Genomic DNA, 24464 nt, shown 5'->3' on the forward strand with positions numbered 1-24464 from the left:
TGCATAAGCTGGGGCCATTACCAACTTGAATGGAAACCGACCATGGATTCGATCAACCGTAACCAGCCAGAACAAAACCACCGCGACCTCGCCGGCGCCGAAGCGCGCGAGCTGATCCGCGACATGGCCAAGGAAATTGAAACCTGCTTTTTCTGCACGACGGGCGGCACCGGGCAGAGCCGCGGCGTGCGTCCGATGAGCGTGCAGCAAGCCGACGACAACGGCCACCTGTGGTTCCTGAGCGCGAGCGACAGCCACACGAATGCCGAACTGGCGCACGACCCGGCCGTCAAACTGTTCTTCCAGCGCAGCGCCCATGCCGGCTTCCTGGAACTGGACGGCATCGCCACGGTGTCGACCGACCGCGCCAAGATCAAGGAACTGTGGGACCCGATCCTGAAAACCTGGTTCACCGAAGGCGAGGACGACCCGCGCATCACCGTCATCCAGGTCGTGCCGCGTGAAGGCTATTACTGGGACAACAAGCATGGCCAGGTGGTCGCCGGCGCCAAGATGCTGATCGGCGCGGCCATCGGCAAAACGCTCGACGACTCGATCGAGGGCATGCTGACGCCGTAAGCCTGCATCGACGGCAAGACACCCGACCGCAAGCCATGCGCGCCGGCCGGGGCAGCCGTGCGGGCGCGCACGGTTGACCGTTTTTCATCCCTCGCGCACGCCGTTTGCGACCCGCAGTTAAAATGGGTTCCATCGAAAAACGCAGGGGAATCACATGCAACGAACGGCTTTGGTAGTGGGCATCACGGGAATCGGCGGCAACCACGTCGCGCGCGAATTGCTGGCCAACGGCTGGAACGTGGTCGGCCTGTCGCGCCGCGCGCCGAAGGATTTGCCGCAGGTCCGCCACGTCGCGGCCGACCTGCTCGACCCGGCTGCGCTGTCCACCGCACTGGCCGACGTCGACCCGACCCACGTCTTCATCACCACCTGGATGCGCCAGGACACCGAGCAGGAAAACATCCGCGTCAACGCCGCCCTGGTGCGCAACCTGCTCGACGCGCTGTCGCCGAAAAAGAGCGTGCGCCACGTGGCGCTGGTCACCGGCCTGAAGCATTATCTCGGCCCGTTCGAAGCCTATGCCAGCTCGGGCACGCTGCCGGACACGCCGCTGCGCGAAAGCCAGCCGCGCCTGCCGCTGGATAATTTTTATTATGCGCAGGAAGACGAAGTGTATGCCGCGGCCGAGCGCGACCGCTTCACCTGGAGCATCCACCGCCCGCACTCGATCATCGGCCAGGCAGTCGGCAATGCCATGAACATGGGCACCACGCTGGCCGTGTACGCCACCATCTGCAAGGAAACCGGGCGGCCGTTCCAGTTCCCCGGCTCGGCCGCGCAGTGGAATGGCCTGACCGACGTCACCGATGCGCGCATGCTGGCCAAGCAGCTGGTCTGGGCCGCCGATACCGACGCCGCAAAAAACGAGGCGTTCAATATCGTCAACGGCGACGTGTTCCGCTGGAGCTGGCTGTGGCCGAAGCTGGCGGCTTATTTCGGCGTCGAGGCGGCTGGCTACAGCGGCGAGATCCAGCCACTGGAACCGGCGATGGCAAACGACGGTCCATTGTGGCGCGAGATCGCGACGCGCCACAACCTGGCCGAACCCGAGCTCGACCGCCTGGCGTCGGCCTGGCATACCGACCTCGACCTGGGCCGGCCGCTCGAAGTCATGACCGACATGGCCAACAGCCGCCGCCTCGGCTTTGCCGCTTACCAGGCCACCGACTCCTCGTTCTTCGCGCTGTTCGACCGCCTGCGGGCCGAACGCCTGATTCCTTGATGTTGCCGGCCGCGGCCTGACTGCGATGGACACGCGGACACAGGGCAGTTCCCGACTACCTCACGTCGTGCTGGTCACGATTGGCTCGGCCGGCGACCTGTTTCCCTTCATGCACCTGGCGCTGGCCTTGCGCGCGGCTGGACACCGGATCAGCTTCCTCGGGCCGGTGCAGCACGAACCCTTCGTGCAGGCCGCCGGCCTGCAGTTCCATGGTCTGCCGGCCGATCCGGCAGTGCTCGACCACCCGGACCTGTGGCATCCGACGCGTGGTTTCGGCGTGGTCTGGGAAGCGACGCGGCCGGCCATGGCCGAGGTTCCCGCCTTCATGGCCACGCTGCCGTCCGACGAAAAATGCACCATGCTGGTGCATCCACTGGCGCTGCCGGAAGCGGCCCTGTGCCGTGCCGCGCGTCCCGGACTGGCCATCGCGGCGGCCTATCTGGCGCCCTCGAACCTGCCCACTGTCCACGACCCGTTGCTGCTCGGTCCCTGGCGCGTGCCGCGCTGGGTGCCGCATGGCGCGCGCCGCTGGCTGTGGCGTACCCTCGCCAGCCGCTTCGTCGATCCGATCGCGCTGCCCGGCGTGAACGCGGCGCGGCGCACGGCCGGGCTGGCGCCGGTCGGCTCGCTATTGGACGCCATCGTGTCGATCGCCGACCTGTCGATCGCCCTGTTTCCGCCCTGGTTCGCGCCGACCCAGCCGGATTGGCCGCGCCCGCTGGTGCGCAGCAGCTTTCCCCTGTTCGATCCGGACCCGCATGCGGCTTTGTCAAGCGAGCTGCAGGGGTTCCTGGCGCAGGGCAGCCGGCCGCTCGTGTTCACGCCCGGCACCGGCAACCGCCAGGCGCGGGCGTATTTCCAGCACGCGCTGGCTGCTGTGCGCCTGCTGGGCGAACGCGCGATTTTCCTGACGCCGCATCGCGACCAGTTGCCTGCCGAACTGCCGCGCCACGTGCTGTGGCAGGACTACGTACCGCTGCGCGCCTTGTTGCCACAGGTGGCGCTGCTGGTGCACCACGGCGGCATCGGCACCACGGCCGAAGCCCTGCATGCCGGCACCGCGCAGCTGGTGGTGCCACTGGCGCACGACCAGTTCGACAACGGCGCGCGGGTCGAGGCGCTCGGGGTCGGGCGGTCGCTGCCGGCCACGCGCTTGAGCACGCGGCGCCTGGCTGCTTGCCTGGCGGGCTTGTTCGATGACGACGGATTGCGCGCGCGCTGCCGGGCGGTGGCCGGGAATTTTGCGGGGGATGATGGGGTGGAGGAGGTGGTAAAGGCGGTGGGAGGATTAGTCGCCGCACCTGGCTAGAAGATACGTGCGTAACGCGTGGGCTTTTCGAGCCCACGCGTTCGTGCAGCAGATCAGCCCCACCGTCTCCGAAAACCGCTTACTTCCCGTTCCGCCGCCGTGCCACCACGGCCAACACCACCCCCACAACGCTCCACGCCACCAGCGTCACCACCGACCCCTCGATCCCATACGCCCCGCCGGTCAGCCACGCCGGCCCGTTCGCGCCGACCTGTACCCAGCCCCGCGCGGCATGGCCCGACACCGGCACGGCAACGCCGGCATCGAGCAGATAATTCCACCCGAAGTGCAGCCCGACCGGCAGCCACAGGCGCCGCGTGACGAGCCAGGCGAAGGTGAATGCCAGCGAAGCCACGCCCGTCATCGTTGCGGCGAGCAGGCTGAAACCGTCGTTCGGCATGTGCGCAAGCACGAACAGCAGCGTCGACCCGACCAGCGCGGCTTTCCTGCCCCAGGATTGCTCGAGCAGCCGGAAGATCACCGCGCGAAACAGGATTTCCTCGAACAGGGCCACCATGATTTGCTCCGGCAGCGGCTTGAGCATCACGCCGGGCGCAGCCAGTCCGGTGACCGACCAGGCGCCGCTGGCCAGCAGGATGATGCTGCAGGACACCGCCAGCAGTGCGCCGATCCCGATCCCGCTGCCCAGTTCGCGCCACGCGCCCGCTGCCGATAATTCCGTGGGCGCGCGCCGTTCGACCTTGCGCACGTAGAACGCATAACCAGCGACTACGGCGGCGGCCGCCAGCAGCAGCGGCCAGGTGGCGCGCCACGGCTTGGGCACCGCGTTCGCCAGCACCATGGCCAATGCAAAGGGCACCAGCACGCACAGCAGGGCCAGCACGGCGCGCACCGAGGGCCGCGCCAGCATGCGTTCGCTGAAACGCGGGGAGGGAGTAGACATCGATGTGCTCGTCATGATTGCTCCTTGTCGTCAGGGGGAAGCGAAGCCCGGGCAGCGCGGATGCGTGCGCCGAACGGCCGTTGTTCGAGTGCGGCAATGGCGTGCGCCAGGGTGTCGGAGAGCGGATGCGGCAAGTCCGCGTCCAGGCCGGCGGCAGCGGCAGCCGTGGCGCGCCAGCAGCGCTGCAGGCGCGGCAGCAGGGCCTGGCCGCGTTTCGACAAGCGCACGATCTTCTGGCGCGCGTCGGTGGGCGACGGCGCGACGTCGACCAGGTCGTGCTTGCGCATCAGCGCCACCGTCTGCGTCGCCGCCGGCTGGGTAATGCCCGCGGCCGCCGCGATGTCGCCGACGCTCAAGGCGCCATTCGTCAGGGCGCGCATCACCGGCGTATAGCGCGGGCGGTAGTCGATGCCTTCCTCTTCGTAGGCGGCAGCGACGGCGCCGTCGAGCAATTCGATCAGGTGACGCAATTGGGTTCCGAGTCCTTGTTTCATGAACAAATAGTAACGCGAATACATAAGTGCTTATATTTTTTTAATGCATACGTCTGGTGAAGCGTCGCAAGGTCTCCGGGGCTGGTTGAACGCGTGGGCGGCGCTGACATGAGCGATGATCGTCAGGCGCCGGTGCAGCCGCCCATCCTACCGGTATGCCAGACGCGGTGAGACCGTCTCGGTGTGTCAACGCACCGTCAACTTCCCTCCAGCACGATTTAATACTTCCATCGACAGCACACGGCAGGGCAGGCAATGCGACGGAAAGCGGAAGGCAACCAGGAAGCAGGCGGGCAGACGGGCGGGCAGACGATGAGCGGCGCGGGGCGCCCCGGCTATGTGCGCGTGCGCGGTGCGCGCGAACACAACCTCAAGGACGTCAGCCTCGACATCCCGCGCGATGCGCTGGTAGTGTTCACTGGCGTGTCGGGTTCGGGCAAGTCCTCGCTCGCCTTTGGCACCCTGTACGCGGAAGCGCAGCGGCGCTACCTGGAATCGGTCTCGCCCTACGCGCGCCGCCTGTTCCACCAGATGCCGGTGCCGGAAGTCGACGAGATCGACGGCTTGCCGCCGGCGGTGGCCCTGCAGCAACAGCGCGGCTCGCCCACTACGCGCTCGTCGGTCGGCAGCGTGAGTACCCTGTCGAATTCGCTGCGCATGCTGTATTCGCGCGCAGGCGATTATCCGGCCGGGCAGGAGCTGCTGTATGCCGAATCGTTTTCGCCGAATACCCCGGAAGGCGCCTGCCCCGAATGCTCGGGCCTGGGCCGTGTGTATGAAGTGACCGAACAATCGCTGGTGCCGGACGATTCGTTGACCATCCGCGAGCGCGCGGTGGCGGCCTGGCCACCGGCCTGGCATGGCCAGAACCTGCGCGACATCCTGGTGACGATGGGTTACGACGTCGATACGCCCTGGCGCGAGCTGCCGAAGAAGGACCGCGACTGGATCCTGTACACCGACGAGACGCCGTCCGTACCGGTCTACGCCGGCCTGACGCCCGAGGAAGTGCGGCAAGCGCTGAAGCGCAAGGACACGCCCAGCTACCAGGGCACCTTCACCGGCGCGCGCCGCTACGTGCTGCAGACCTTCGCCACCACCGAAAGCGCCTCGATGAAAAAGCGCGTGGCGCGCTACATGGTGAGCACCGAGTGCCCCCTGTGCCGCGGCAAGCGCCTGCGCCAGGAAGCGTTGTCGGTCACCTTCGGCGGCGTCGACATCGCCGACATTTCGCGCATGCCGCTGGCGCGCCTGCACGACATGCTCGCACCGTATGCGACCGGCAAGGGCATCGAAGACAAGGCGCGCGCCAAACTGCATCCGGAACAACTGATCGTCACCCAGCGCATCGCCGAAGACCTGGTCGCGCGCCTGGACGTGCTGCTGGCGCTGGGCCTGGGTTACCTGGCGCTCGAACGCAGCACGCCGACGCTGAGTCCTGGCGAACTGCAGCGCCTGCGCCTGGCGACGCAGGTGCGCTCGAACCTGTTCGGCGTCGTCTACGTGCTCGACGAACCCTCGGCCGGCCTGCACCCGGCCGATACCGAGGCGCTCTTGAGCGCACTCGACCAGTTGAAAGCCTCGGGCAATTCGCTGTTCGTGGTCGAACACGCGCTCGACGTGATCCGCCGCGCCGACTGGATCGTCGATGTCGGCCCGGCCGCCGGCGAACAGGGCGGCGAAGTGCTCTACAGCGGCGAACCGGAAGGTCTGAAAAAGATCGAAGCCTCGCAGACGCGGCGCTACCTGTTCGACGACGCGCCGATTGAACAACGCACGCGGCGCGAACCGGCCGGCTGGCTGCGCCTGGAAGGCGTCACCCGCAACAACCTGAACAAGCTGAAGGTCGAATTCCCGCTCGGCGTCTTGACCGCTGTCTGCGGCGTGTCCGGGTCCGGCAAGTCGAGCCTGGTGAGCCAGGTACTGGTCGACCTGGTCGCACGCGAACTGGGGCAGGGAGCCCCGGCGGCGGAGCAGGAAGAAACCGATGACCTGGAACAGGAAGCGGCCATGCCGCTGGAAGGGCGCATCGTGTCCGGCATGGAAGCGGTGCGGCGCATGGTGCGGGTCGACCAGAAGCCGATCGGGCGCACGCCGCGTTCGAACCTGGCCACCTACACCGGCCTGTTCGACCAGGTGCGCAAGCTGTTCGCCGCAACGAAGATGGCCAAGGCGCGCCGCTACGACGCCGGCCGTTTCTCGTTCAACGTCGCCAAGGGCCGCTGCGAGAACTGCGCCGGCGAGGGTTCGGTCATGGTCGAGCTGCTGTTCCTGCCGAGCGTGTACGCGCCCTGTCCGGTCTGCGCCGGCGCGCGCTACAACGCCAGGACACTGGAAGTGACCTATAAAGACAAGAACATCGCCGAGGTGCTGGGCATGACGGTCGATGCCGCCGCCGAATTCTTCGCCGGGGAGGCGCTGGTCGAACGTTCGCTCGAAGTGCTGCGCGAAGTCGGCCTGGGTTACCTGCGCCTGGGCCAGCCGGCCACCGAATTGTCCGGCGGCGAAGCACAGCGCATCAAGCTGGCCACCGAACTGCAGCGCACCGGGCGCGGCAACACCTTATATATCCTGGACGAGCCGACCACCGGCCTGCACCCGTCCGACGTCGACCGCCTGATCCTGCAACTGGAACGCCTGGTCGATGCCGGCAACACGGTGGTCGTCGTCGAGCACACCATGCGCGTGGTCGCCGCCTGCGACTGGGCGATCGACATCGGGCCGGGCGCCGGCGACGAGGGCGGCACCGTGGTCGCGGCCGGTCCGCCGGAAACGGTGGCGCGCGCGGCGAAGAGCCGAACGGCGCCGTACTTAAGGCCTTATCTGCCGGCGTAAACACGTTGTAACTCTGCCGCTGCGCTGCCTGGGCAGCGCACGGTTGACGCGCCCGAGGAGGTGACATTTGCGTTACACTTAAGAACTTTTTTCTTAAGATTATCGCAATTCATGACCGGCACCTCGCTCGACAATTCCCAGTTCCGCCGCATCCTGACGCGTAACGTGGCCCTTCCGCTCGGCCTCTCCGTGCTCAGCGCGGCCGTCTTCGTGGCGGTCATCGCCTACCTGGTCAGCGTGCTGAACTGGGTCGAGCATTCGCAGGAAGTCATCGGCAAGGCCAACGAAGCCAGCAAACTCGTGGCCGACATGGAAGCCGGCATGCGTGGCTACGTGATTTCGGGCGACGAGAGTTTCCTTGCGCCCTACACGGTCGCCAAGCCGAAGGTCGACGTCGAACTGGACGGCTTGCTTCGTCAGGTCGCCGATAACCAGGCCCAGGCCGACCGCCTCAATCGCGTGCGCGGCGCCTATAACGAGTGGCTCAAGTTCACCAACGAAGTCATCGACCGCCGCCGCAGCAAGCAGGACGTGCTGGAGACCATCCTCAGCGGGCGCGGCAAGAGCCTGACCGACGACATGCGCGCCCAGTTTGCCGCCTTCGGCAACAGCGAGAATGCGCTGCTGGTCGAGCGTGGCGAAGAAGCGCGCTCGGTCATTACCTGGTCGGTGGCCTGCTTCCTGCTGTTCACGCTGGTGGTCGGCGGCCTGCTGGCCGCCTTTGGCCGGCGCGAACTGGTGCGCCTGTCGTCGAACTACGACGAGATCCTCCAGCACGAAAACCAGCACAATGCCGAGCTGCGCCACCTGAGCTGGCTGCGCAGCGGCCAGACCGAACTGGCGGCAAAGAGCATCGGCCTCAATTCCCTGGAAAACCTGGCCGAGGCCGTGCTCGACCATGTGGTGCGCTACCTCGGCGGTTCGGTGGCGGCGATGTATTTCCGGAACGAGGAGGGCGTGCTGCGCCGTATCGGCGCGTATGGCTTCTCGAACGACGAGGAACGCGCCAAAGTGATCCAGCCGGGCGCCTCGCTGGCCAGCCAGGCCGCCAACGAAAACCGCCTGATCCGCGTGAAGGAATTGCCCGAGGATTACATCCGCATCGTCTCCGGCCTGGGCGAGACGGCGCCGCGCGAAATCGTGATCGCGCCGTTCAACAACTTCGGCAAGGTCAAGGGGGTGATGGAGATCGGCTTCCTGCACCCGGTGCGCGAGCGCGACATCGAATTCCTGAAACTGGTCGGCGACGCCGTCGGCGCCTCGGTCGGCGCGGTGGTGTACCGCCAGCGCCTGCAGGATGCGCTGTCGGAAAGCCAGGCCCTGAACGAGGAACTGCAGGTGCAGCAGGAAGAGCTGCGCACCGCCAACGAGGAACTCGAAGAACAGTCGCGTGCGCTGGAAGAATCGCAGAGCAGCCTGGAAAACCAGCAGGCCGAACTTGAGGTAACCAACGACCAGCTGGCCGAACAGGCACTGAACCTGGACATGAAGAACGCGGCCCTGACCGAAGCCCAGGAACAGTTGCGCGCACGCGCGCTCGACCTGGAGCGCGCCAGCCGCTACAAGTCGGAATTCCTGGCGAACATGTCGCACGAACTGCGCACGCCGCTGAACAGCTCGCTCATCCTGGCCAAGCTGCTGTCCGACAACGTGCCGGGCAACCTGAACGAAGAGCAGGTCCGCTTTGCCCAGACGATTTATTCGGCCGGCAATGACCTGCTGCATTTGATTAACGACATTCTCGATATCTCGAAGGTCGAAGCCGGCAAGCTGGAACTGATGCCGGAAGACTTGCCGATCCGCCGCACGGTCGAGGGGCTGGGCCGCACCTTCGAGCCGCTGGCCAAGCAGAAGGATTTGCGCTTCGCGCTCACCGTCGAGCCGAACGTGCCGGCCACGCTGCACACCGACCGCCAGCGCCTGGAACAGATACTGAAAAACCTGCTGTCGAACGCCGTCAAATTCACCGAACAGGGCGAGGTCAGCCTGACGGTCAGCGGCACGGACGAAGGCTGGGTCCAGTTCACGGTGGTCGATTCGGGTATCGGCATCGCGCCCGAGGAGCAGGAACGCATTTTCGAAGCCTTCCACCAGGCCGACGGCACGGTCAACCGCCGCTTCGGCGGCACCGGCCTGGGGCTGTCGATTTCGCGCGACCTGACCAGCCTGCTGGGCGGCACGCTGGTGGTGTCGAGCACGCCGGGCGAGGGCAGTACCTTTACCTTGAGCATGCCGCGCAACGGCATGGTCTCGGCGGCGCCGCCGGCTCCGCGGGCGGCCGCGCCGCAGCCTCGTCCTGCCCGTCCTGCACATGCTCCCGTGGCGCCTGTCGCGCCGCAGGAGCAAGCCCCGGCAATGGTCTCGTTCCCGGACGACCGTGCGCGCCCGGCCGACGGCGTGCGCACCGTGCTCGTGATCGAGGACGAACCCGACTTCGCGCGCATCCTGTTCGACCTCGCGCACGACCTCGACTACCGCTGCCTGGTCGGCCTGACCGCGGGCGAGGGCCTGGAACTGGCCGCCAGCGAAAGCCCGGACGCGATCCTGCTCGACATCCGCCTGCCGGACAGCTCGGGCCTGTCGGTGCTGCAGCAATTGAAGGACAACCCGGCCACGCGCCACATCCCGGTGCACGTGGTGTCGAGCATGGACAATGCCGGCGAAGCGCTGCACCTGGGCGCGATCGGCTACGCCCTGAAGCCGACCAGCCGCGAAGAGCTGGAAGACGTGTTCCGCAAACTCCAGCAAAAGAGTTCGCAGCAGATCAAGCGCGTGCTGCTGGTCGAGGACGACGAACGCCAGCGCGACAGCGTGGTGCAACTCATCGCCGACGAAGACGTCAAGATCGACGCCGTCGGCTCGGGCGAGGAAGCGCTGGCGCTGTTGCGCACCGAGATTTTCGACTGCATGATCATCGATCTCAAACTTCCGGACATGCAGGGCAAAGAGCTACTGGAACAGATGTCGCAGGAAGACCTGTTCTCCTTCCCGCCGGTCATCGTCTACACTGGACGCAACCTGACGCGCGACGAGGAGGCCGAGCTCATGAAATATTCGCGCTCGATCATCATCAAGGGCGCGCGCTCGCCCGAGCGCCTGCTCGACGAAGTGACGCTGTTCCTGCACAAGGTGGAGTCGCAACTCTCGACCGAGCGCCAGCACATGCTGAAAACCGTGCGCGGGCGCGACCGCGTGTTCGAAGGGCGCACCATCCTGCTGGTCGACGACGACGTGCGCAACGTGTTCGCCCTCACCGCCGCGCTCGAGCAGCGTGGCGCCAACGTCGAGGTGGGCAGGAACGGATTCGAGGCGATCGCCAAGCTCGACGAAGTGCCGGGCGTCGACCTGGTGCTGATGGACGTCATGATGCCGGGCATGGACGGGCTGGAAGCGACGCGCCGCATCCGCGCCGATGGCCGCTTCAACCGCCTGCCGATCATCGCCATTACCGCCAAGGCGATGAAGGACGACCAGGAACAGTGCCTGGCCGCCGGCGCCAACGATTACCTGGCCAAGCCGATCGACCTGGCGCGCCTGTACTCGCTGCTGCGGGTCTGGATGCCGACCATGGAGCGGGTATGAGTTTGCGAGTGCGAGTCAGCCTATGAAACATCCGATCGAAGACATCGACATCGAACTGCGCATGCTGGTCGAGGCGGTCTACCTCAAGTACAACTACGACTTCCGCGACTACACGGGCGCGTCGCAAAAGCGGCGCGTGCTGGTGGCCTTGCGCGAGATGGAATGCGCGACCGTCTCCGAGTTGCAGGCCAAGGTGCTGCACCAGCCGGAAGCGTTCGCGCGGCTGCTGCAGTTCCTGACGATCCCCGTCACCGAGATGTTCCGCGACCCCGAATACCACGAGGCGCTGCGCACCCAGGTCGTGCCGCACCTGCGCACCTACCCGTCGCTCAAACTGTGGGTGGCCGGCTGCAGCACCGGCGAGGAAGTCTGGTCGCTGGCGATCCTGCTGCACGAAGAAGGCCTGCTCGAGCGCAGCCTGATCTACGCGACCGACATCAATCCGCAATCGCTGGACGCGGCCCGGCGCGGCGTGTTCCCGCTCGACCGCATGCGCCTCTATACCGAGAACTACCAGAAGGCGGGCGGCAAGCGCGCGTTTTCCGATTACTATACGGCGGCCTATGGCGGCGCCCTGTTCGAGCGCCACCTGGTCGAGAACGTGACCTTCGCCGACCACAGCCTGGCCACCGACAGCGTGTTCTCGGAAACCCATTTCATCAGCTGCCGCAACGTCATGATCTACTTTAACCGGCGCCTGCAGAACCGGGTGCTGGGCCTGTTCCACGAGTCGCTCTGCCACCGCGGCTTCCTTGCGCTGGGCAGCAAGGAAAGCATCGACTTTTCGAACCACGCAAACAAATTCGAATCGGTCGCGCGGCGCGAACGCATCTTCCGCAAGGTCGGGGTATGAGCGCGACGGCAGAGTCAATAGAGGCCGCCCTGGCGGGCCGCAGGGTCGAGGCGATCGTGATCGGCGCGTCGGCCGGCGGCGTCGATGCGCTCGTCGAGCTGCTGCCGGCGCTGCCGTCCGATTTCAAGCCGGCCACGGTGTGCATCCTGCACCTGCCCGCCGACCGCGAAAGCCGCCTGGCCGAACTGTTCGGCGCGCGCCTGTCGCTGCCGGTGCGCGAAGCGGTGGACAAGGCGCCGGTCGAAGGCGGCACCGTGTATTTCGCCGGCGCCGGCTACCACCTGTCGATCGAGCAGGACCGCGTTTTTTCCATCAGCTGCGAGCCGCCCGTACACTATGCGCGTCCGGCCATCGACGTGCTGATGGAGTCGGCTGCCGACGCCTATGGCGACGGATTGGCCGGCATTTTGCTGACCGGCGCGAATACCGATGGCGCCGACGGCATGCAAAGCATCTGGCGGCGCGGCGGCCTGACGGTCGTGCAGGACCCACGAGAAGCGCAGGCGAGCGCGATGCCCGACGGGGCGATCCGCAAATGTGCCCCGCACCTGGTCCTGCCGCTGGCCGCCATCCGCGCGCTGCTGCCCCAGCTGGAGACAAGAATATGAACGTCCAAACCAAAAGCAAACTTCTCATCGTCGACGATCTTCCCGACAACCTGCGCGCCCTCGACGCCCTGATCCGCGACGAGCAGCGGCTCGTGTTCCATGCCCACTCGGGCGACGAGGCGCTGGCGCTGCTGCTCGAGCACGAGTTCGCCCTGGCCATCCTCGACGTGCAGATGCCCGGCATGGATGGTTTCGAGTTGGCCGAACTGATGCGCGGCACCGAGCGCACCCGCCACATCCCGATCGTCTTCGTCTCGGCCGCCGGGCGCGAGCTGAACTACGCCTTCAAGGGCTATGAGACCGGTGCGGTGGACTTCCTGTACAAGCCGCTCGACCCGGACGCGGTGCGCGGCAAGGTGAACGTGTTCGTCGCGCTCGACCAGCAGCGGCGCGAGACGCGGCGCCAGATGGAAGCGCTGGAAAAGAGCCGGCGCGAACAGGAAATCCTGTTGCAGGAATTGAACGCCACCCAGGCCGAACTGCAGCGCTCGCTGCGCATGCGTGACGAGTTCATGTCGCTGGTCGCCCACGAGTTGCGCACGCCGCTGAACACGCTGTTTCTGGAAACGCAGATGCGCACCCTGCATCTCAAGCGCGGCAATCTGCAAGCCTTTGCCGGCGAGCAGATGGGCGCGATGATCAAACGCGACGAGCGCCAGATCAAGGCCATGATCCGTCTGATCGACGACATGCTCGACGTTACCCGCATGAGGAACGGCACGCTGTCGGTGCGCCCGGCCCAGGTCGAACTGATCGGCATGCTCGAACGCGTGGTGAGCGACCTGTCGCTGCAGGCGGCGGCCAGCGGCTGCGCCATTTCGCTGGCACCGCACGCGCCCGTCACCGGCTGCTGGGACGAGTTCCGCATCGAGCAGGTGGTGGTCAACCTGCTCACGAATGCGCTGCGCTACGGCGGCGGCTGCAACGTCGAGGTACGCGTGGTCGTGGAAGGCAAGTGCGCCCGCATCGACGTCATCGACCAGGGCAAGGGGATTTCGCCGGAAGACGTCGAGCGCATCTTCCAGCCGTTCGAACGCGGCGCACGCAACGGCGAGCCGAAAGGTCTGGGCCTGGGCCTCTACATCTCGCGCCAGCTGGCCACGGCCCACGGCGGCGAATTGACGGTGACGAGCACGCCGGGGCAGGGCTCAACCTTCAGCCTGGCGCTGCCGTGCGACGTGGCAGTGGCGTGCTCACCCGTCTCCGCCTGACGTCGAAAAACCCGGGATCAGGTCTGACATTTGGACTCCCGCCTTGGCGCGGCCTCAGCCATCATTGATGCGGCACCGTCGAGTTCGTGTCTAAATGTCAGCCCTGACCCCAGCCTTGCAGCCCCGCATTCAATTGGCGCGCGGTTGCAAAGACCGCGCGTTTCCCTCACACTGACAAGTCTCTTGCGAGATTGACAGCCCTGCCAGCCACGGCCGGACTTGTTTCCTCCTCGCGATAGTAGAAATTAATCGAAATCATCTGATCAATTAATTTTACAAGCGACCGCAAGCGCTTTACACTTGCATTCATCAACTTTGATTCAACACACAAACAGGAGCTTCCATGTCCCTTATCAACACCGAAATCAAGCCATTCAAAGCAACCGCTTACCACGCTGGCAAGTTCATCGATCTGACCGAAGAACAATTCAAAGGCACCTGGTCCATCCTGATGTTCTACCCGGCCGACTTCACCTTCGTCTGCCCGACCGAACTGGAAGACCTGGCTGACTTCCAGCCGCAGTTCGAACAGATGGGCGTCAAAGTCTACGGCGTGTCGACCGACAGCCACTTCGCCCACAAGGCATGGCACGACACTTCGGACGCGATCAAGAAAGTCAACTACCCGCTGATCGGCGACCCGACCGGCATCCTGGCCCGTAACTTCCAGGTCATGATCGAAGAAGAAGGCATGGCGCTGCGCGGCACCTTCGTCATCAATCCTGAAGGCCAGATCAAGGTCATGGAAGTGCACGACAACGGCATCGGCCGCGACGCATCGGAACTGATGCGCAAAGTCAAGGCTGCCCAGTACGTCGCTGCTCACCCAGGCGAAGTCTGCCCAGCCAAGTGGACCGAAGGCGCTGAAACCCTGACCCCGTCGCTGGACCTGGTCGGCAAGATCTAAGCAGTAGGTAGTAAGTAGTTAGCTAGTCATACCCGTTGTACCGGACACTGGCCCGCCTCAGCCGGCCAGTGTCCGACACTCACCGAATACAAGGAAAAACCATGCTGGATGCAAATCTCAAAAAGCAGTTACAAGCCTATTTGGAAAAAGTGGTGCAGCCGATTGAGATCGTTGCATCGCTCGACAACTCGCCCAAGGCGCGAGAAATGGAAGAACTGCTCAAGGAAATCACTTCCCTGAGCACCAAGATTACCTACCGTGAAGACGGCAAGGGCACGCGCAAGCCATCCTTTGCCATCAACCGTGTCGGCACCGACATCGGCATCGAATTCGCCGCGATTCCGCTCGGCCACGAATTCACCTCGCTGGTGCTGGCCCTGCTGCAAGTGGGCGGCCATCCGATCAAGTTCGACCAGGCAGTGATCGATCAGATCAAGAACCTCGACGGCGACTACGTCTTCGAAGCTTTCATCTCGCTGTCCTGCCATAACTGCCCGGAAGTGGTGCAGTCGCTGAACTCGATGTCGATCATCAATCCACGCATCAAGGTCACGACCATCGACGGCGGCCTGTACAAGGATGAAGTCGAGTCGCGCCAGATCCTGGCCGTGCCGATGATGTTCCTGAACGGCGAGCATTTCGGCCAGGGGCGCATGAGCGCCGAGGAAATCCTCGCCAAGCTCGACACCGGCGCCGGCAAGCGCAAGGCCGCTGAACTGTCCAAGAAAGAAGCCTTCGACGTGCTGATCGTCGGCGGCGGTCCTGCCGGCGCGGCCGCGGCAATCTACGCCGCCCGCAAAGGCATTCGTACCGGCGTCGTCGCCGACCGCTTCGGCGGCCAGGTGCTCGACACGCTGGCGATCGAAAACTTTGTCTCGGTGAAGGAAACCGAAGGACCGAAGTTCGCCGTCTCGCTGGAAGAGCACGTCAAGCACTACGACGTCGACATCATGAATTTGCAGCGCGCCGCCAAGCTGGAGAAGAACGACAAGCTGTTCGAAGTGACGACCGAAGATGGCGCCGTCCTGAAATCGAAGTCGGTCATCATCTCGACCGGCGCCCGCTGGCGCGAAATCAACGTGCCGGGCGAAAAAGAGTACAAGAACCACGGCGTGGCCTATTGCCCGCACTGCGACGGCCCGCTGTTCAAGGGCAAGCGCGTGTCGGTGATCGGCGGCGGTAACTCGGGCGTCGAAGCGGCCATCGACCTGGCCGGCATCGTCGAGCACGTGACCCTGATCGAATACGGCAACGAACTGCGCGCCGATGCGGTCCTGCAGCGCAAGCTCTACAGCCTGAATAACGTGGACGTGATCAAGGGTGCGCAGACGACGGAAGTCCTGGGCGACGGCAAGAAAGTCACCGGCCTGGTCTACAAGGACCGCGCCAGCGGCGAGTTGCATACGGTGGAACTGGCAGGTGTCTTCGTCCAGATCGGTCTGCTCCCGAACGCCGAATGGCTCAAGGGCACGCTCGACCTGACGCCGCACGGCGAGATCGAAGTCGACGCCAGAGGCGAAACCTCGATCCCTGGCGTGTTCGCGGCCGGCGACGTCACCACGGTGCCGTTCAAGCAGATCGTGATTGCCGTGGGCGAGGGCGCCAAGGCCTCCTTGGCAGCCTTCGACTACATGATGCGCCTGCCGACCGAAGAGACCGATGCGGTCGACATGCCGGCGCAAGCGGCTGCCTGATCTTCAGTAGTGCAGTAAATGGAAACGCCATCCCGGTGCAAGCCGGGGTGGCGTTTTTTTATTATTTGTTGGATGGATTGCCTACTGCATAAGCAGCCGGTATAAATAAAAAGCGCCATCCGGTCCGAGCGGATGGCGCTGTTGTCTGCTTATTAATTGCCGGTGCATCCGGTGCACCGGTCTGAAACTTGTTGCCTGGCGTTATCGTGCGCCGATCAGCCCGATGTTTTGCGACAATGATTTGGTCAAGACGTCATCATGTTCAAGACAACCGGCCACGCCTGTGGCGGAATTCGTTTAGTGAAACATCAGCACCGCTGCCCCCTGCAGCGCGTTCGTTTCATACACCAGCCAGGCTGCGGCGCCGGCGAGGGCAAGTTGGAGTGCGGTCAGGGTGGTGGGGATCGAGCGCATCATGATGGGTTCTCCTGCTTTCGGGTGTGTGTTTTCGCTTGGTATGGTGCCATTCTGAGGCCGGGCCACATTCCGTGGCATCGGCGGGGACTCCGCCGTTCTGTAGGAAAAGACCTTGTGGCGCTGTCTCAGCCGCAGGAAGGGGCTCAGAGAGCCGCTCCTACGCGGCCTTTGGCGTGCGTCCTATAGCCGGGTTCGCGCGTGCGAATTACAGTGCTCGCATGACCCGACACGATCCCCAACTCCTCCACAATGGCCTGCTCGCAGTGCGCCGCCATTCCATCAAAAAACTGCTGCGCTCCGTGTTCGGCATCGAACGCCTGCGCGATGGACAGCAGCGCGTCATCGACAGCGTCCTCGACGGTAAGGACACGCTGGCGATCATGCCCACCGGCGGCGGCAAGTCGCTGTGCTACCAGATTCCCGCGCACATCCTGAAGGGCACGACGGTCGTCGTCTCGCCCCTGATTTCGCTGATGAAGGACCAGCTCGAGAAGCTCGACGAGTTGGGCATTCGCGCCTGCCAGGTCAACAGCAGCCTGAACGCCGAGGAAGAGCATGGGGCCCTGGCCAGCATCGCCGCCGGCGAGTGCGAGATCGTGTTCTGCACGCCCGAGCGCCTGACCTCGCCCGATTTCCTCGACGTGCTCAAGCAAACGAAGATCGTGCTGGTCGCGATCGACGAGGCGCACTGCATCTCGCAGTGGGGCCACGATTTCCGCCCGGCCTATATCGAAATGGCGGCGGCGATTGCCGCGCTCGGCCAGCCGCCGGTGCTGGCGCTGACCGCCACCGCCACCGACGAGGTGATGGACGACATCGGCCGCCAGCTGAACCGGCCGCGCATGAACGTCATCAATACCGGCATTTACCGCCCGAATCTGCACTACAGCGTGCGCCAGGTGACCAACCTGGACGAGAAATTCCAGGAAGCGCGGCGCCTGGTGGCGGAAAACGAGGGCGTCGGCATTGTCTACGCCGCCACCGTCAAGGCGGCCGAGGAAATGCACCGCATCCTGGAAGAAGCCGGCGAATCGGTGACGATCTACCATGGCAAGTTGCCCAGCGCCGAGCGCAAGGCCAACCAGGACCTGTTCATGAACGACGAACGGCGCATCATGGTCGCAACCAATGCCTTCGGCATGGGCATCGACAAGAGCGATACCCGTTTCGTGGTCCACCTGCAGATTCCCGCCAACCTCGAATCGTATTACCAGGAGTCGGGGCGAGCAGGACGCGACGGCAAGGATGCCAGTTGCACGCTGCTGTTCCTGCAGGACGACAAGCGCCTGCAGCAGTTCTTCCTGGTCAAGCACTACCCGGACGCCGCCGAGATCCGCTCGGTGTATGACGCCGCCTGCGAACTGGCGGAAGAGGGCGCGGTCACGAGCGAGCGCATCGAGGAGAAACTGGTCGACCTGAACGAAGCGAAGATCAAGGTTTGCCTGAAGCTGCTGAAAGACGGCAAGCTGGTGCGCCAGAACCGCAAGCTCGAATTTGTCGTCACCAAGGCCGAGCCCAAGGCCGCCACCTTCGAAGCGCTGGCCGCCGTCTACGTGCAGAAGCAGGAACACGACCGCGAGTCGCTCGAAAAGATGGTTGGTTATGCGGTCAGCGGTTTCTGCCGCTGGAAGCTGATGCTCGATTACTTCGGCGACGAAGTCGAAGGCTTCGAGAAGTGCTGCAAGTGCGACAACTGCAAGAACCCGCCGTCGATGAACCTGGACGACATCGAGATCCGCGACGACGAGTTCGACCATGCGCCCGAGCCGGAACCGGCCGGCCCGCATTTCGAAACCGGCATGCAGGTGACGGTGCCGAAGTATGGGCAGGGCATCGTCGTCTCGGTCGCCGGCGACCAGATCGGCATCGACTTCCCGGACGGCGAGCATCGCTCCTTTATGGCAGACTTCGTCACGATTGTCTGAAAAGACTCCCATGGCTGCGTTGCAGCGTCTCGCCGTACTAGCGTACTGTCTTCGCGGTTCGCCGATGCGACGCTGCGCCTTGCCCTGGGAGCCTTGTCGGACGATCGTCAAAACGTATTGAGAAAGGACCGCATGGCAGATATGGTGGTGGTACGCAAGGAGGGGCTGTACTGCGTCCCTGGCGGGTTTTATATCGATCCCTGGCGCCCGGTCGAGCGCGCCGTGATCACGCATGCGCACGGCGACCATGCGCGCTATGGCCATGGCAAATACCTGACTGCCGCCAGCGGCGTGCACGTGCTGCGCTCGCGCCTGGGCGACATCAACGTCGACGGCCTGGAGTACGGGCAAACCGTGGTCCACAACGGCGTCACCATCTCGCTGCACCCGGCCGGGCACGTGCTCGGCTCGGCGCAGGTACGCATGGAATACGGGGGCGAAGTCTGGGTCGCGTCCGGCGACTACAAGATCGAGCCGGATAAAACCTGCGCGCCGTTCGAACCCGTGCGCTGCGACACCTTCATCACCGAATCGACCTTCGGCCTGCCCATCTACCGCTGGGACCCGGAGCAGTCGATCTTCGACGACATCAACCGCTGGTGGCAGAAGAACGCCGCCGAGGGCCGCCCGAGCGTGATCTTCGGCTATTCGTTCGGCAAGGCGCAGCGCATCCTGTCCGGGCTCGACCCGGCCATCGGGCCGATCGTCTGCCATGGCGCGGTCGAGCCCTTGAATCGCGTGTACCGGGAAGGCGGCATCGCGTTGCCGCCGACGCTGATGGTGAGCGACGTCGACAAGGCGGCGCTGAAGGGATCCATCATCGTCGCGCCGCCGTCCGCCTCCGGCTCGCCCTGGATGAAGCGCTTCGGCGATTACAGCGACGCCTTTGCCAGCGGCTGGATGCAGTTGCGTGGCGCACGCCGGCGGCGTGGCGTCGACCGTGGCTTCGTTCTGTCCGACCACGCCGACTGGCCGGGGTTGATGTCGGCAATCAGCGCCACCGGCGCCCAACGCGTCATCGTCACCCACGGCTCGATTCCGGTGCTAGTGCGCTGGCTCTGCCAGCAGGGGCTGGACGCGGCCGGCTTCGATACCGAATACGGCGACGATGACGATGATGTCGGTATCCCGCCCCAGCCGGCGGAGGCCGCGCCAGTGGAGGAGTCCGGCAATGCGTGAATTCGCCCGCCTGTTCGCCGAACTCGACGAAACCACAGCCACCAACCGCAAGCTCGAAGCGCTGCAGCAGTATTTTTCCACGGCCGCACCGGAAAACGCCGCCTGGGCCGTGTACTTCCTCGCCGGCGGCAAGCCGCGCCAGGCCGTTCCCACTAAGCTGTTGCGCCAGTACGCGATCGAATACGCGGTGCTCGACGAATGGCTGTTTGACGAGTCCTATAACGCGGTGGGCGACATGGCCGAAACCATCGCCCACATCCTGCCGCCGCCGGAAAAGAAGAGCGACGTCGGCCTGGCCGAATGGATGACGGAACGGATCGGCCCCTTGCGCGGCGCCGACCCCGCCGTCATCCGCGAAGCCCTGTTTGGCTACTGGAACGAGCTGACCACGCCCGAGCGCTTCCTGTTCTGCAAACTGATCGGCGGGGGTTTTCGCGTCGGCGTCTCGAAACTGCTGGTTACGCGCGCGCTGGCGGCGATTGCCGCGGTGGACAGCAAGCTGGTGGCGCAGCGCCTGATGGGCTGGACCGACGGCAGCGTACGTCCGACCGCGACCAAGTTCCTGCAACTGATCGCGGCGCAGTCCGACGAAGAACACAAGCTGCGCGGCGGCCAACCCTATCCCTTCTTCCTGGCGCACCAGTTGCAGGGCGACCCGGCGGCGCTGGGCGATGTGCATGACTGGCAGGTCGAGTGGAAGTACGACGGCATCCGCGCCCAGCTGGTACGGCGCGGCGCGCAAAACTACCTGTGGTCGCGCGGCGAAGACCTGATCAGCGAGCGCTTCCCGGAACTGTGCGGCGTGCGCCTGCCCGAAGGGACGGTGGTCGATGGCGAAGTGCTGGTCTGGGACCATGCCATTGACGCGCCCGCGCCCTTCGCCGAACTGCAGCGCAGGATCGGACGAAAAACCCTGTCGGCCAAATTGCTGGCCGAACTGCCGGCGGTGCTGGTCTGCTACGACCTGCTCGAACTCGACGGCGTCGACCTGCGCGCGCTGCCCCAGCACGAACGGCGCGCGCTGCTGGAAACGCAGGTGGCCGCGGTCGACCAGCCGCAGCTGAAGATTTCGCCGCTGGTCCATGCGCAGAACTGGGAAGCGCTGGCGACGCTGCGTATGGAATCACGCAACCGCGGCGTCGAAGGCATGATGGTCAAGGCGAAAAGCGCCCAGTACGGCGTCGGCCGCACCAAGGACGTCGGCACCTGGTGGAAGTGGAAGGTGGACCCGTATTCGGTCGACGCGGTGCTGATCTATGCCCAGGCCGGCCATGGACGGCGCGCCTCGCTCTACACCGACTATACCTTCGCCGTGTGGGACGACGACGAGGGCCATGGCGAGCGCAAGCTGGTGCCGTTCGCGAAAGCCTATTCCGGCCTGACCGATGCCGAGATCGCCCAGGTCGACAATGCGATCCGCAAGACCACGGTCGAAAAATTCGGGCCGGTGCGCTCCGTAAAACCGACGATGGTGTTCGAGATCGGCTTCGAAGGCATCGCGCTGTCCTCGCGCCACAAGGCGGGGATTGCCGTGCGCTTCCCGCGCATCCTGCGCCGGCGCGACGACAAGCTGGTGGACGATGCCGACACGCTCGACACATTGAAAGGCCTGCTGGCCGCCGCCGGTGCATGAGCGGGCCGACGCCGACAAAAGTCAAGGAGTGGTTCGCCGCGCGCGGCTGGAAGGCCTTCCCGTTTCAAAAGGAAGTGTGGAAGGCGGCGCTGGCGGGCCAGTCCGGGCTGCTGCATGCGAACACGGGCGCAGGTAAAACCTATGCCGTGTGGCTGGCAGCGCTGCAGCGTGGGGCTTTGAGTAAAGGCCGGATGAGCGGCCTGCGCGTGTTGTGGATCACGCCGATGCGCGCGCTCGCCGCCGACACCCAGCGCGCGCTGGAAGAATCGGCGGCGGCGCTGGCGCCCGAGTGGACCGTCGGTGCGCGCACCGGCGACACCGGTTCGGCCGAGCGCGCGCGCCAGTCGCGCAAGTGGCCGACAAGCCTGATCACGACGCCGGAAAGCCTGTCGCTGCTGCTCAGCCACGCGGCTGCCGAAGAACAGTTCAAGCACCTCGACATGATCATCATCGACGAGTGGCACGAGCTGATGGGCAGCAAGCGCGGCGTACAGGTGCAGCTGGCGCTGGCGCGGCTGCGCCATTGGCGCCCTGGCCTCGTGATCTGGGGCGTGTCGGCGACGATGGGCGACCTCGACCTGGCGCGCCAGGTGTTGTTGGGAGAAGTTGGGCAAAATTCGCCGGGCGTACTGGTCGAAGGCGATACCAAGAAACAGATCGTGGTCGATTCGTTGATCCCGAAGGACGTCGCGCGTTTTCCCTGGGGCGGACACCTGGGCCTGCAGATGCTCAAACCCGTGATCGACGAGATCGAGCATTACGACGCCACGCTGGTATTTACCAATACGCGCTCGCAGTCGGAGATCTGGTACCAGAACATCCTCGAAGCGCGTCCCGACTGGGCCGGCGTGATCGCGCTGCACCATGGCTCGCTGGCGCGCGAGGTACGCGACTGGGTCGAGATGGGCTTGAAAAAGGGCGAACTGAAAGCGGTGATCTGCACCGCCAGCCTCGACCTGGGCGTGGATTTTTTACCGGTCGAGCGCGTGCTGCAGGTCGGCAGCGCCAAGGGTATCGCGCGCCTGCTGCAGCGCGCCGGGCGCAGCGGCCACGCGCCGGGACGGGTCTCGCGCGTGACCCTGGTGCCGACCAACAGCATGGAGATCCTGGAAGCGGCCGGCGCCAAGGTGGCGGTGGCCGCGCGCAGGATCGAGGGCCGCTATGTGCCGAACAAACCCTTCGACGTGCTGGTCCAGCACATGGTCACCGTCGCCCTGGGCGGCGGCTTCCGCTCCGAGGCGTTTTACGAGGAGGTGCGGCGCGCCTGGTCGTACCGCCACCTGACCGAGGAAGAATGGCAGTGGGCGCTCGATTTCGTCGCGCGCGGCGGCCAGAGCCTGACCGTGTATCCGGAATACCGGCGCGTGCTGCCGGACGAGGAGGGCGTGTATCGCGTACCCGATACGGCGATCGGCCGCCGCCACCGCATGGGCATCGGCACCATCGTTTCCGACGCCACCATCCAGGTGAAATACGTCAGCGGTGGCCGCATCGGCAGCATGGAAGAGTCCTTCATCGGGCGCCTGAAACCGGGCGACCATTTCCTGTTCGGCGGACGCATCCTCGAATTCGTGCGCGTGCACGAGATGACGGCGTTCGTGAAACGCGCCACGGGAAGCCGCGGCGCGATCGCGCGCTGGCAGGGAACCAAGATGCCGATGTCCTCGGAACTCGCGCATGCCGCGCTCGAGCAGCTGCGCCAGGCGGCCGAGGGACGCTTCGAAGGACCGGAAATGGGGGCGATCCGGCCGCTGCTCGACATCCAGGCCAAATGGTCGGCGCTGCCCACCATCGACACCCTGGTGCTGGAATCGATGAAGAGCCGCGAAGGCTACCACCTGTTCGTGTACCCGTTCGCCGGGCGCTCGGTGCACATGGGCCTGGCCTCGCTGTTCGCTTACCGCATCGGGCGGCGCCAGCCGATCACGTTTTCGATTGCGATCAACGATTACGGCTTTGAACTCATGTCGCCGGAACCGGTCGACTGGGAGCGCGAATTCGCCGGCGCCACCGGGGCGGACGTTGGCCTGTTCGACACCGAGCACCTGCTCGAGGACGTGCTCGACAGCCTGAACGCGACCCAGCTGTCGCAGCAGCGTTTCCGCGAAGTGGCGCGCATTGCGGGCCTGGTGTTCCAGGGCTATCCGGGCCAGCCGAAATCGAACCGCCAGGTGCAGGCGTCGTCGTCGCTGTTTTTCGAAGTCTTCCGCAAGCACGACGCCGGCAACCTGCTGCTCACGCAAGCGCAGCGCGAAGTGCTGGAGCAGGAACTGGAATTGACCCGCCTGCGTGACACGCTGGCGGAACTCCATGCACGCAAAGTGGCGTATCGTGTCGTGAAACGCGCGACGCCGTTTGGCTTTGCGTTGATGGTCGAGCGCTTCCGCGAAAAGGTGAGCACCGAAAAACTGAATGACCGCGTGGCGCGCATGGTGCGCGAACTGGAGAAGGCTGCTGCCGTATGACGGTGTCCGAAGTTGAAGTTGCTGGTGAACGACTCTTGCTGTTGCCCGAAAAGGCCGTGTTCTGGCCGGCGCAATCGATGCTGATCATTGCCGACATCCACTTCGGCAAGGCGGCCTCGTTCCGCGCGCAAGGCATCCCGGTGCCGCGCGGCACCACCAGCGAAAACCTGCAAGGGCTCGACGCCCTGATCGATGCCCACGGCGCGCGCCACGTCGTCTTCCTGGGCGACTTCCTGCACGCGCGCGCCGCCCACGCGTCGAGCACCCAGCAGGCGATGCTGGCCTGGCGCGAGCGCCGCCGCGACCTGCGCCTGACCCTGGTGCGCGGCAACCACGACAAGCACGCGGGCGACCCGGCGGCCACCCTCGGCATCGAACTGGTGGACGAACCGCACATGGTCGGGCCGTTTGCCTTTTGCCATCATCCCGATGTCGACACGGGAGGCTATGCGTTGGCCGGCCACGTGCACCCGGCCTGGATGCTGGCCACGCGTTTCGATTCGCTGCGCCTGCCGTGCTTCGTGGTCGGCAGCGAGCGCATGATCCTGCCGTCGTTCGGCTCGTTCACCGGCGGCCACGTGGTCACGCGCGAGGCCGGAGACGCCATTTTCGTCACCTCAGGCGAGGCCGTGCACAGCGTTCGTTAG

The 24464-nt window shown here is 65.1% G+C and carries 17 protein-coding genes; 15 read left to right on the forward strand and 2 right to left on the reverse strand.

The features are described 5' to 3' along the window. The first annotated feature begins 42 nt into the window (after window positions 1-42). The 3 genes from AC56LG_RS10200 (at window position 43) to AC56LG_RS10210 (ending at window position 3110) form a co-directional block, all read left to right on the forward strand. The gene (locus AC56LG_RS10200; RefSeq protein WP_192050949.1) at window positions 43-579 is read left to right on the forward strand and encodes a pyridoxamine 5'-phosphate oxidase family protein; all 537 of its coding nucleotides are present in this window, start codon (window positions 43-45) and stop codon (window positions 577-579) included. A 154-nt stretch (window positions 580-733) separates the two neighbouring features. Continuing rightward, window positions 734-1801, forward strand: coding sequence for an SDR family oxidoreductase (locus AC56LG_RS10205; protein WP_497166006.1), 1068 nt, complete (start codon window positions 734-736; stop codon window positions 1799-1801). 67 nt (window positions 1802-1868) lie between these two features. Next, on the forward strand, window positions 1869-3110 hold the full coding sequence (locus AC56LG_RS10210) for a glycosyltransferase (protein WP_497166007.1): 1242 nt from the start codon (window positions 1869-1871) through the stop codon (window positions 3108-3110). A 79-nt stretch (window positions 3111-3189) separates the two neighbouring features. Here AC56LG_RS10210 and AC56LG_RS10215 read toward each other — a convergent pair whose 3' ends face one another. Further along, entirely contained in the window at window positions 3190-4014 is an 825-nt protein-coding gene (locus tag AC56LG_RS10215) for a CPBP family intramembrane glutamic endopeptidase (RefSeq protein WP_497166008.1), read from the reverse strand. 11 nt (window positions 4015-4025) lie between these two features. Beyond that, window positions 4026-4508, reverse strand: coding sequence for a MarR family winged helix-turn-helix transcriptional regulator (locus tag AC56LG_RS10220; protein ID WP_497166009.1), 483 nt, complete (start codon window positions 4506-4508; stop codon window positions 4026-4028). Window positions 4509-4820: 312 nt separating this feature from the next. On the opposite strand from AC56LG_RS10220, the gene uvrA reads away from it, so the two are divergent. From uvrA to pdeM, 12 genes are all read left to right on the forward strand, one after another. Beyond that, window positions 4821-7343, forward strand: a complete 2523-nt coding sequence (gene uvrA, locus AC56LG_RS10225) for an excinuclease ABC subunit UvrA (RefSeq protein ID WP_497166413.1) — start codon at window positions 4821-4823, stop codon at window positions 7341-7343. 111 nt (window positions 7344-7454) lie between these two features. Next, window positions 7455-10925, forward strand: a complete 3471-nt coding sequence (locus tag AC56LG_RS10230) for a response regulator (protein WP_497166010.1) — start codon at window positions 7455-7457, stop codon at window positions 10923-10925. Window positions 10926-10947: 22 nt separating this feature from the next. After that, window positions 10948-11778 carry a CheR family methyltransferase gene (locus AC56LG_RS10235; RefSeq protein ID WP_497166011.1) on the forward strand — a complete coding sequence of 277 codons (831 nt, stop codon included), beginning with the start codon at window positions 10948-10950 and terminating at the stop codon, window positions 11776-11778. Beyond that, window positions 11775-12386, forward strand: coding sequence for a chemotaxis protein CheB (locus tag AC56LG_RS10240; RefSeq protein WP_497166012.1), 612 nt, complete (start codon window positions 11775-11777; stop codon window positions 12384-12386). Before AC56LG_RS10235 ends, AC56LG_RS10240 begins: the two co-directional genes overlap by 4 nt. Continuing rightward, window positions 12383-13597 carry a hybrid sensor histidine kinase/response regulator gene (locus tag AC56LG_RS10245; RefSeq protein ID WP_497166013.1) on the forward strand — a complete coding sequence of 405 codons (1215 nt, stop codon included), beginning with the start codon at window positions 12383-12385 and terminating at the stop codon, window positions 13595-13597. The genes AC56LG_RS10240 and AC56LG_RS10245 overlap by 4 nt, the downstream gene beginning before the upstream one ends. A gap of 343 nt (window positions 13598-13940) precedes the next feature. Further along, window positions 13941-14504, forward strand: coding sequence for an alkyl hydroperoxide reductase subunit C (gene ahpC, locus AC56LG_RS10250; protein ID WP_192050927.1), 564 nt, complete (start codon window positions 13941-13943; stop codon window positions 14502-14504). Window positions 14505-14605: 101 nt separating this feature from the next. Continuing rightward, the gene (ahpF, locus tag AC56LG_RS10255) at window positions 14606-16198 is read left to right on the forward strand and encodes an alkyl hydroperoxide reductase subunit F (protein ID WP_497166014.1); all 1593 of its coding nucleotides are present in this window, start codon (window positions 14606-14608) and stop codon (window positions 16196-16198) included. A 635-nt stretch (window positions 16199-16833) separates the two neighbouring features. Then, the gene (locus AC56LG_RS10260; RefSeq protein ID WP_497166015.1) at window positions 16834-18540 is read left to right on the forward strand and encodes a RecQ family ATP-dependent DNA helicase; all 1707 of its coding nucleotides are present in this window, start codon (window positions 16834-16836) and stop codon (window positions 18538-18540) included. A gap of 132 nt (window positions 18541-18672) precedes the next feature. Beyond that, entirely contained in the window at window positions 18673-19719 is a 1047-nt protein-coding gene (locus AC56LG_RS10265; RefSeq protein ID WP_497166016.1) for a ligase-associated DNA damage response exonuclease, read from the forward strand. Beyond that, window positions 19712-21352, forward strand: coding sequence for an ATP-dependent DNA ligase (locus AC56LG_RS10270; RefSeq protein WP_497166017.1), 1641 nt, complete (start codon window positions 19712-19714; stop codon window positions 21350-21352). The genes AC56LG_RS10265 and AC56LG_RS10270 overlap by 8 nt, the downstream gene beginning before the upstream one ends. Then, window positions 21349-23817 carry a ligase-associated DNA damage response DEXH box helicase gene (locus AC56LG_RS10275; RefSeq protein ID WP_497166018.1) on the forward strand — a complete coding sequence of 823 codons (2469 nt, stop codon included), beginning with the start codon at window positions 21349-21351 and terminating at the stop codon, window positions 23815-23817. The genes AC56LG_RS10270 and AC56LG_RS10275 overlap by 4 nt, the downstream gene beginning before the upstream one ends. Further along, on the forward strand, window positions 23814-24464 hold the full coding sequence (gene pdeM, locus AC56LG_RS10280) for a ligase-associated DNA damage response endonuclease PdeM (protein ID WP_497166019.1): 651 nt from the start codon (window positions 23814-23816) through the stop codon (window positions 24462-24464). Before AC56LG_RS10275 ends, pdeM begins: the two co-directional genes overlap by 4 nt.

This window comes from Telluria sp. ZB2R32, assembly GCF_059685715.1.